Annotated in this window: 9 protein-coding genes and 1 pseudogene; 1 reads left to right on the top strand and 9 read right to left on the bottom strand. The window is 59.2% G+C overall.

The window, feature by feature from the left end:
* Positions 1–25: 25 nt before the first annotated feature.
* The 8 genes and pseudogenes from KJP28_RS19215 to KJP28_RS19180 form a co-directional block, all read right to left on the bottom strand.
* Positions 26–634, bottom strand: a pseudogene (locus KJP28_RS19215) (AbiJ-NTD4 domain-containing protein); the annotation flags it as partial.
* A 24-nt stretch (positions 635–658) separates the two neighbouring features.
* Entirely contained in the window at positions 659–868 is a 210-nt protein-coding gene (locus tag KJP28_RS19210) for a hypothetical protein (protein ID WP_218394084.1), read from the bottom strand.
* A gap of 12 nt (positions 869–880) precedes the next feature.
* Positions 881–2,098 carry a type II toxin-antitoxin system HipA family toxin gene (locus KJP28_RS19205; RefSeq protein ID WP_027246249.1) on the bottom strand — a complete coding sequence of 406 codons (1,218 nt, stop codon included), beginning with the start codon at positions 2,096–2,098 and terminating at the stop codon, positions 881–883.
* Positions 2,091–2,690 (bottom strand): helix-turn-helix domain-containing protein, encoded by a 600-nt coding sequence (locus KJP28_RS19200; protein WP_142494393.1) that lies wholly within the window; start codon positions 2,688–2,690, stop codon positions 2,091–2,093. Before KJP28_RS19200 ends, KJP28_RS19205 begins: the two co-directional genes overlap by 8 nt.
* Before the next feature lie 244 nt (positions 2,691–2,934).
* Entirely contained in the window at positions 2,935–4,410 is a 1,476-nt protein-coding gene (locus tag KJP28_RS19195; protein ID WP_142494392.1) for an argonaute/piwi family protein, read from the bottom strand.
* Positions 4,407–5,741 carry a DUF4365 domain-containing protein gene (locus tag KJP28_RS19190; RefSeq protein ID WP_142494391.1) on the bottom strand — a complete coding sequence of 445 codons (1,335 nt, stop codon included), beginning with the start codon at positions 5,739–5,741 and terminating at the stop codon, positions 4,407–4,409. The genes KJP28_RS19195 and KJP28_RS19190 overlap by 4 nt, the downstream gene beginning before the upstream one ends.
* Positions 5,742–5,848: 107 nt before the next feature.
* Complete coding sequence (gene scpB / locus KJP28_RS19185) at positions 5,849–6,454, bottom strand: SMC-Scp complex subunit ScpB (protein ID WP_142494390.1); 606 nt, start codon at positions 6,452–6,454, stop codon at positions 5,849–5,851.
* The gene (locus KJP28_RS19180; RefSeq protein ID WP_142494389.1) at positions 6,451–7,404 is read right to left on the bottom strand and encodes a DUF1403 family protein; all 954 of its coding nucleotides are present in this window, start codon (positions 7,402–7,404) and stop codon (positions 6,451–6,453) included. The genes scpB and KJP28_RS19180 overlap by 4 nt, the downstream gene beginning before the upstream one ends.
* A gap of 113 nt (positions 7,405–7,517) precedes the next feature.
* Here KJP28_RS19180 and KJP28_RS19175 point away from each other — a divergent pair, with 113 nt between their 5' ends.
* Positions 7,518–8,645 (top strand): tyrosine-type recombinase/integrase, encoded by a 1,128-nt coding sequence (locus KJP28_RS19175; RefSeq protein ID WP_255552487.1) that lies wholly within the window; start codon positions 7,518–7,520, stop codon positions 8,643–8,645.
* Between the two features lie 12 nt (positions 8,646–8,657).
* Here KJP28_RS19175 and repC read toward each other — a convergent pair whose 3' ends face one another.
* On the bottom strand, positions 8,658–9,938 hold the full coding sequence (repC, locus tag KJP28_RS19170; RefSeq protein ID WP_218394085.1) for a plasmid replication protein RepC: 1,281 nt from the start codon (positions 9,936–9,938) through the stop codon (positions 8,658–8,660).
* Positions 9,939–10,051 lie beyond the last annotated feature (113 nt).

The following is a 10,051-nucleotide window of genomic DNA, read 5'->3' as shown; positions in this document are numbered from 1 at the left end:
GCTAATAAAGGGTACAGTATGGCAATTAACGGTACAATATGAAAATTAAGGGTACATCGTGCCGCTGAAAACAAACGATAATTTTAAAGGCAATTCTGATTAATGAGGGTACAGTGACAGCTACACTGACAACCAGCTCGGCCTCTGGCGTATCAACCTGCTGTCCTTCCAACCCGTGACGAGCATTATTGGACGCATAGCCCCACAGTTTCTCGGCTGCGGTATCAAGAGGTTTTGGAAGGTCCAATCGCTTTACAAGCTGGCCGAATGTTGCTTTGGAATCGCCGGCCAGATCCCGCGCGGTCGCTTCCATCGCGGCGCAGGCATGCTGGATTGCCCCGGTCACATCCGGTTCCGGCCGCCGAGAAATACGGCGCAGCGCTTCGTGGATCTCGCGTGCGGCGGCACTGCGCCCGGTTTGTTCGACGATTTCGACCGCCTCCTGTGTCGCGCCGGTAAATACTTCGGAACCGCGATAGACTATCTGGCCGTCGTACATATGCCAGCCGATGCCATTTTCGACAATGAACTGGTTCAGCCGGTCATCGAACCTGCTTGCATTGTCGTTGAACCCTTGCGCGAGTGCCTTATGGAACGCTTCAGCAATGTCATAGACCTTGTACCAAGGACAGTCGGCAACAAGCCCGACGACCTCTTCTTAGATGTTAGGGTGCTCCGACCAGTTGTTTCGGTCAGGCGGGACGAGCAACACCTGACAGATGATCCGGCGCATGGCGGACGGGCTCATGCCGATGTCCTGCCCAATCAGCGGGATCGCATAGCGCAGGTTTTCGGGCGCGTCCTCGTGAACGGTTATCTCCGCGGCTGCGCTGCGGTAGCCGTGCCGGTTCGAAAAACTCTCTGCCATTCTGCCAATCCCCTACGCTATCGGCACTGTGTGCAAATGGGCTTCAATCGCCTTGATCGCATCCGCGGTCAGCGGCAGGTTTCCCTTTTCGGCCTGCCAGTGCTCATGGAAGCGCGCGACAGTCTCGCGTGCGGTTCCCAGAACCAGCTTCTCGGATAGACCGGCGTTTGCAGCCAGGTGCGACAGCTCGTCCTTCGAGAACCCAGAGAACTTCTTGGTGCGGCTAAAGGTGAGCGCCGCCTTGTCGTCGTCTATGTAGGCAATGGTCGAAACAAAATCGTAACACGGCGCGAGCGCTGCCTGCCTACGATCCGGATAGATCAGCGACCAGTTCTTGAGGTGCATGTCGGCATTGCCGATCAGCACATTGAAAGTCAGCCGCCGGATAAACTCGGCGATGTCGGCCTCTCCGCATTCAGCGGCCAGTACCTGTGCGATGTTGCGCTGGCTTGCCTTCTCGTACTTGTCCTTGGGATAAACGCGAAAGACCTGCGCGAAGTCTTCAATGTGAACAGCGCTGCCATCACTCAGACGGTCAAATCTTTCGACCGCCAGCGCCTGACCGCTGACCTTATCCATGCCCTCGGGCAGGTTGCCGATGTCGGCAACATCGATCAGCCTTATCGGCGGAACATCCATGCCGCAGAGACGCGCGAGCGTCATCATCGAGAATTCATTCTCGGGGACAGCATCGAAGCCTTGCGCTGGCAACTTGACGATCCAGGAGCCGCCGACCCCCTTGGCCGGAATCGCAAGACCGCCTTGTTTGTCTCCCAAAGCCGAGAACTTCAACTGAACGCCTGCCAGCGAGAACCTCAGCGCCTGATCTCGATGATCATCGTGATGATCTTCACCATCATCAGCGTCGGGGGGCCACGCCTCACCATCGGCGGGCCGAACAGTGACCGCACCGGGAAGGTCCTCGCCGAGAACCCAGAGCAGGAAAAATTCACGGACGGGCTTCACGCCCGCGCGCTCGGCGAGATAGTCCCGCATGTGACCTTCGGGCAGAAGATTTGAGAAGAAGGGCAGCAGGTGCATGTTCTGCGTACCGAAATCAGTGGTCAGTTCCCCAAGCTCATTCTTGAAACCGAGGCTCAGAACCGGCCTGCCCGCATCGGCGACATAGCCTTCAGAGAAAGCAAAGAGCGAGGTATCACCGCTGACCCGCGTCAACGTACCTATCGGCTCTCCGTAGAGCAGGACTTCAAGGACACTGACATCAGCCACGATCGTCACCGTCCAGACGATAGGCCGGACGCGGCAAGGATGGTGCAGATACACCCGCGCCATGGGCGAGTGCGTTGCGCAACATGCGCAACTGGCTCTGCGCCTGCTCGACCGCTTCCAAGTTGCGCGGATCGCTCAGGAACTCCTGCATGGCAGCAGAGGCTTCTTGCAACTGAACAAGATCATCGGCTGAAAGCTTGAAGTGCATCAATTCGCGCGCCCGGCGCTGCAACTCCTGAACGACAATCTCAGAGAGCGTTTCACTGGGAAGCGCTGCTATCTGGTCATCAAGGCGCTGCAATAGGTTCGTTGCCTTACGCGCGCTCTGAACGTCACGGTGACCATCATCATCACCGCGAATGATCGCCCGAACGGCAGGCAGCTTCTTGCGCGGGACCAGAGTCAATTCCAGATCAAGTACACGTGCAAGCTCGACCAGGCTGGACAGACGCAGATCGACCGCCCCGTTCTCGATCTTGGAGATGTGGCTCTGTGGAACCCCCGCCTTCGCACTAAGCGCGCGCTGAGAGAGCCCCTTGCGTTCCCGCGCGGCTTTGAGCGACTCTGCAATGTGCTCCGTTGCGTAACCCATGATCTATCTTGCTGCTTCCTCTACCATTTATGATATGCATAAACATATCACTCACTGAAGGAGACTTCAAGATTGATGTGGAGTTCTACATCAAGGCATGCGCATGATGTGCTTTTATATATCAAACGCCAGAGAAGTCACTTGCCGAAAAAAGATCCGCTGGAAACTCGGGAGCTTCGAGGAACGACGATCAGATGCTCTTAACAGCATCCATGGAGCCGACGGCGTGCTCGGTGTGCAACTTCTAAATGTACTTCCGATAGTCACTGCTGACCTTTTGCCCCGAGGGAACGTATTTCAACACGTCACCGACCTTACGCGCTGCTCGGATCGGAATCGGCAAGCGTTGGTTCATCTGGGTCGAGTTCCAGTTCACCTTCGTGAGGCTGAAAACTTCCTTCGCAATCTGTTCGATCGTGCTCTCGCTTTGCGGGTGCGGACAGAGCAACAGGGGATTCGGGACATAGAGGCCAGGATAGGTCCCATAGTAGGGAATGCTGCCGTTGGTATAGAGCAGCCCATTGCCGTCCAGTTCAACGAAGGTGCCGCGGAGGACAGGGAAGTCGCCGTCGCGCAGCACCTTGACTGAATAGCTCTCATGAATCCAAACGAGATCGCGCAGTTCCACACCTGCCTCGTCGAGCGCCTTACCAACACCCTCGGCCTCGTCCTCGCGAAAGCGCGACGTCTTCATGACGATCACGCGTGCCGGCATCGTTCTATGGACCGACTTGTAGGCGGCCAAGGCACTCTCGGTGAGCTTGTGAGCCTCATCGATAGTGAGGAACGGGTGGCGACCCCGCGACTCTGACTGCGCAGGACCGCCTCTAAGAATGAACCCTCTGCCCCGCTCGTCGAACATTTGCGCAGCACTGGTCCATATCTCGTCGGTTTCGGCATCCTTGAAGAAGCTGATGCCAATGTAACAGGCGGTGAACTCGCCTTCTTCCGGCAATCTGCGCCAGGGCACCTTGCCGCTGCCCTTGTAGTAGAGCGTTGTCATAAGGTTCCATGCGAGATCAGCTCGATCTTGGGTTTGGCGGTCAGAGTTCTCCTTGATCTTGCGAGGGATCTTGGCATCGGGGTTGATGACATCCTCCCAGACAATCTGAATTGAGAATCTGAGATTCATCGCTCTGGCCTTGAGCAAACCGCGGAAGTTCGGAGAGGTTTCCTTACCAGCTTTCGCCTCGGCCGCTTTGTCCTCTACGACCTCGTCATCGCGCGCCTGCTCGTTTCTCCAGACTCGTTCGATCAGCTTGACAGGGAGCGAAACCATGACCACGTCTGGCCGTTCATGATGCGCCTCAAGCTTTTCCAGTTGCTCCATAACTGCATCGACCGCCATCTCCACAGCACGCGCATCGCTCGGTTCCTTGGCAATCTTCTCGATCTGACCTTTCGTCAGCAGACCGACGTCGGCAGCCACCATTTCGAACCGGCACCGATAGGGGTTCTGATTTCTCAACCCGGGAAAGTCCGGGTGCAGGTTCGGGTGCTTTTCGGTCTTCCCCTCGAACCCATCTTTGATCGCATCCAGAAATTCGCCTGATTTTTCGACGGTAAGAGCGCTGCCAACAACGCCGACTTTGATGGTGTCCCCCAGGTTCGTTTGCAGTGGGCCCGCCTGTAGCAACCCTAATCGCGGATCAGGATGATGGTGTTGGTCGCCAAACTCCAGTTCGGGCTCCGGGAAGATTTTGGTCTTGAAGTCGCTCATAGGTCGAAGCTGCCTTGTTCATCGGAGTGGGGTGGCTTCTTCGACTTCTGCGCCTTCGCGCCCCACACATCCTCGGGCACGCTCTTTGGCAGTTCGACGGAAGGCGGAAGACCGAACTTGATGATGCGATCCGTCTTGGTGTCGGGCGTCAGCAGTTCGCCGGCATCTTCAAAATCCATACCCGATAGCAATCGATGCCACATGATCACCTGGCCTCGAACTGTGCTGTTCGTGTCGAGGCGTTTCTTGCCGGACAACAAGGCATCCGGATAGTTGAGCGCGCGTTCTCCATCTGAAGTGAAGTAGTAGGATGGGTTGACGATCAGGTACCATTTATCCGCCAAGCGCTCGAACCGAGGGTGGAATGAATGGTGCCGTACATAGTCGACGGGCCCCTCCCCCTTTGACTTCTGATAGACGCTGACAACGTCGGCCTGCGTCTTCTGCTTCGCGCCAAGATAGCGGAACTTGCGCGCGACGCTTCCAGGTGTTGGCAAGAAGTAGAACTGTTTTTTCTTTCGGTCCCACCCAAGCAAGTCCCGAAAGTCATGCGCCAGAGTATGTCGCAACAGGCCCGCAAATTTGTGCTGCTGATCTACGGCGTCGTGTTGCGCCAGAAAGTCGGTTTCGATCCGTTCGACCTGATCCCGTTCGACCAAGTCGCGAACGGGTGTGGTTAGTGGGTCGCAGAATGTCCAAAGCGAGGTTTCATCGATCATCCAATCGTACCGCTGGTCTTCCCGGACCTTGTTCATCCGGGCGAGCGCCTTCTGGGTGGAGAGCTGAGTCTGTGCGACGAAGATTTCCTCAGGAAGCTGCAATGGCACCATGTTGATGATCGCTTCCTCCCCTCCCCCAAGTGGCGGGACATAGTAGCCGTGTCCTTGCTTGGCGACAGTCAGGGCAGCGAGGCGATCCTTCGCACGTCCGTCCAAGACGTCGCGCTCTTTGTCGAACTGCAATGTGCGTTCGGCCTCGCCAACGAGGTTTTCGAGCGACTTCCAAAAGAACGTGTCATCCGATTGCCTGTAGAGAACGAGAATTACGGGTAGGTTGGAGCCGCGCCAATAATCAAAGTCCGAAGCGCGGACACGATAGGAGAACCCGGCATCAGTCTCTCCAGAATAGCTGCCGCTCTCGGTAGCCTTAACCTGCACGGCAATCATCTTCGCTGTCGGTTGATCATCGTCCATCACCTCAGCGATGCCGTCGATACCCGCTTCCAGACGTGACCGCCCATCGAATTGGAACCCAATTCGCAAGAATTGAAGATTTGCCGCCTTCTCCCCGATTTCGCCAATTCGCTGACTGGCAGTAATCTTCTTGTTCACGCCAATGACCCGTACCTTCCATATGACAGAGATAGCACTTCAATCAGCGTTTCGTAAGGCGCAGACTACAACATGTAGGACATGGCAGTTTGCTTGAGCGAAGCCGATTAGGCTGGGTGTTGAACCAGCTCCAATTCCGGCAGATCCCGCAGGCTCTGCAGATCGAACGTCACCATAAACGTCTCGGTTGTGACAAAAGTATGCGGCGCCCCAGGACGCGGCGACCGCGGCCCGCTGGCGATTAGATCCTTGTACCGCAGCCGGGCCAGAAGATCGCGGCTGACCTCCTTGCCGAAAATGTCGGCCAAGCCGGCGCGGTCGATCGGCTGATGATAGGCGATGGCGCAGAGCACCCCCATCTCCATCTCGGTGAAGGCGAGCGTCTGGTCGCCAATATCGGCAGCCGCCTTGATGGCATCTGCAAACTGCGTCCTGGTGCGAAACATCCAGCCGCCGGCGACCTGAACCAGTTCGTAGGGACGGCCGGTCAACTCGGCCTGGATGTCTTCGATCAGCATCTCGACCGAGGCCCCCTGCCCCACCACGCGCGCGAGATCGTCGCGGCCAACCGGCGAGGCACTGGCGAACAGCACCGCTTCGACCCGCCCCATCCATTCGCGCCAGCGCAACTCTTGCGGCAGATCATCGAGCTCCCGGTCAAAGCCGGCGCCTCCCTCGTCCACCGGTTTCCGTTTCCGGGTCGCGGTCGTCATGGCGCGATCCCATAGAGCCGGAAGGTCGGCCGTCCGGTTAGCTCCCGTGCCACGCCCAGTTCGACCAATCGATCGCAGAACCGCCGCGCGGCGCGATCGGTCATGGGGATCGTTGTTCCGCGGATACGCGGCGACAGCATCCACGCAGGCAACACCGCATCCTCGGTCAGGAACAGCTCGACCGCGGCATCCGATCCCTTCGCCCGGAGCTTCGGCGCGACGGTGCGAAGTGCCTCGGCGCGGCGGGCGAGATCCCGCGCCAGCCGGATCACAGCCTCGATGGACTCGAGGATCCGCGCCTGGACTGCCAGCTCGGCCCTTTGCCCTTCTGCTGTCAGGTCGCGCAATGCGGCCTTCGTCAGCCGCTGCGCCGTAACCGGTAACACCACCTTCCAGTTCAGGGCCCGCGCCAGGACGACATCGGACAGCAAGCAAGCGACCCGCTCTCCTCGGTCATCGGTCTCCAAAACGGCACGCAGGACGGCCACGCATCCCGCCAGAGGCCCATGAGTCCGGGCCCGATCTTGCCCGGCGTCCAACCAACCGGCCACATCCTCCGCGCGGTCGGGCCCGATCAGGTCTGCGATCTCGCCGGGTCCATTCAGCCGAAGCCGCACCGCCTCGCGCCAGAAGGCCAGCAGATCGCCATCGGGACCGCGCGCCTCGCCCGGCGGCGTCAGATGGTAGGCATCGCGGATATCGACTTCCCGCACCAGCCGTCCTTCCAGTTTCGAGGTCGCCACTGCGGCACTCAGCGCCAGTCGGTTGGCCAGTAGTTTCAGCGGCACGCCATGCCTGGGATCGCTGATCAGTTGATCGAGCACCGTCAGCGCCGCCCCCGATCGAAAGGCCACAGTTTCAAGGGTTTCCGCACGTCCGGAGGTGACCCAGCCCGGCAGCTGCGGTAGGGTGCTCAGGTCGTTGGAGATCTTGGCGGGCTGGTATGTCATGCCACAAGACTATCCCGTGGCGGCGCTTTCGTCCACAATATGATGTGCAAACCGCCCCACCCTGCGGCTCCACGCTAAGTCCAATAAGTTTGCATTATCGGACGTAAAAGAATATGCTCGGCGACATGTCAGAAAACACCGAGAAACCGACCTCAGAGCCGCCAATCGGGTCTTCGCCCAACGAGGACAGCGAGAGAGATGGTCCTGACGGCGAGGCCTTGAGCCTGCCGTCCTTTGTGGCTGGCTCGGGCACGCTCGATCGCCTGGTCGATACGGCACGCGACTATGCGCGCGCGGCGGCATCTGACAACACGCTGAAGGCTTATGCAAAGGACTGGGCGCATTTCGCGCGCTGGTGCCGGATGAAGGGCGCGGAGCCGCTGCCCCCCTCACCGGAGATGATCGGCCTGTACCTCGCGGATCTTGCGTCCGGGTCGGGCACCTCCCCTTCGCAGTCGGCGTCCCGACCCCTGTCGGTCAGCACCATCGATCGCCGCCTGTCCGGTCTCGCCTGGAATTACGCGCAGCGCGGCTTCACCCTTGATCGCAAGAACCGCCACATCGCCACCGTGCTGGCCGGGATCAAGCGTAAGCATGCGCGACCGCCGGTCCAGAAGGCCGCTATCCTCGCCGAGGACATCCTCGCGATGATAGCCACCCTGCCCTACGATCTGCGCGGGCTGCGAGATCGGGCAATCTTGCTGCTGGGCTATGCCGGAGGCCTGCGCCGCTCGGAAATCGTGAGCCTCGATGTACATAAAGATGACACGCCAGATTCCGGCGGATGGATTGAGATCATGGAGAAAGGCGCCCTCCTGACTCTCAACGCCAAGACCGGTTGGCGTGAAGTCGAGATCGGCCGCGGCTCCAAGGATCAGACCTGCCCCGTGCATGCTATTGAGCAATGGCTGCATTTCGCGAAGATCAATTTCGGCCCGGTCTTCGTCGGTACGTCGAGGGACGGCAAACGCGCTTCCGAAAACAGGCTGAACGACAAGCATGTCGCGCGCCTGATCAAGCGTACGGTATTGGACGCCGGCATCCGATCCGAGCTGACCGAAAAAGAGCGCCTGGCGCTGTTCTCCGGTCACAGCCTTCGCGCCGGGCTCGCCAGTTCGGCCGAAGTTGACGAACGCTACGTCCAGAAGCAGCTGGGGCATGCCTCGGCAGAGATGACCCGTCGCTACCAGCGCCGCCGCGATCGGTTCCGGGTGAACCTGACAAAGGCCGCCGGTCTCTGATTTTCTGCCCCATCACGCCGCCTGCCCGCTGAGCCTGCCATAGAAGCTGCGCTCGAGATGCAGCTCCCCTGCCCCGGCCTTCTCGACCATGCCGCGCAGATAGCCGCCCGGCGACGAAACTTCGCCCGCGCAATGCTTCTCGAAGACAAGCGCCAACGCCGCTGTCGCCACCTGTTTGCCCAGCCGGTCTTGCGCAACGTTCCAGGCATGCTCGGACACCCCGATCATCGGCCTGAGCTGCCCGGCAACCCTGTGCAGATCGCCCCAATCCTTTAGGAACCCGCCCATATTGCGCGCCCAGGATGCGAATTCGGGACAGGCTTGCATAACAGTAGGCAGATCCAGCGCCGCCCGCTTCTTACGCACCTCAGCAACCCATTCTTCCAGCTCCCTATCAACCTGATCTTCGGGTCGAGCATTGGGCACCACGGCCGCGACTTCCTCATTTTCTGAGGAATTACGAGTTACAGGATTAAGTTGGTTTGTAATTAGTATATGAGGGTCAGAAATGACCTCCCTGGGGTTCATTTCTTGAGTCTTCTCAGAAGCTTGTTCCTTGGTTTCAGGTGTGTTTTCCACAAGTTGGACGACATCGGTTGCTTTGAGATAGGCAGCTTCAACGCGTTCCTGAAGCTCCTTGAACCAGCCCAGCAGCCGTGCAAGCTGCTCTGAGGCTTCGTGACGGCGCGGAAGCCGGTCCAGAAGTTCCTCGAAAAGGCCTGTGAATTGCGTCCAGGGCCCGCGCAGCGCGCTGCTGACGGCCGCCTCGATCCGAGTGCGGATCATACGGCGTGCAACCGTGATCTGGCGCTTCAGGCGCTGACAGAGCTCGCGCTCGGCCTGCAAATCGGCATGGAGCTCCTCGAACTCCTCGACACGCGCCGACAGCGGCGACAAATCAAAGCCATAGGCTTCGATGATGCGCCCCTCGGCGTCCCTGCGGCCCCACCGCTTGCCGTTCGGGCTGTCCTGGAAGGAAATCACGCCGATTTCGGCCAGCCGCCGCGCATGCCGCTTGAGTGCGGAGAGCGAGAAGCCCGTCTGCTCCATCAGATAGGCGTTCGACGCCCAGACGATCGGGCGCTGCCCCTCGTCCCAGTCCTGGGCCTGCGTAAAGGCCCCGAGCGTGTCGAGGAGCATCATGTCTCCGGCCTTGAGGCCAATGTAGGCCCCCACCCGCTTCACGGCCACGAAGGCCCGCGTTTTGGGTACAGCCACCTGTTCACCGGCTTTGGCAAGCTGCTCTGCAATGCCAAGACCCGGTGTCGGCTTGCGCCAACCTGTATGTTTCATGGATAGTTCTCGCCTCCTCTGCTTGATGGAGGGCAAAAGAATCCCGTTCGCTCAGGAGCGATGCTGTTGACAGTGATTCGCCGGAGAACTATCGTGATAGCGACCAAACTAAT

The organism is Maritimibacter dapengensis, from assembly GCF_019218265.1.
Classification (GTDB): Bacteria; Pseudomonadota; Alphaproteobacteria; order Rhodobacterales; family Rhodobacteraceae; genus Maritimibacter; species Maritimibacter dapengensis.
The sequence above is the reverse complement of the archived record's forward strand: the minus strand, read 5'-3'. Positions and strand labels throughout refer to the sequence as shown.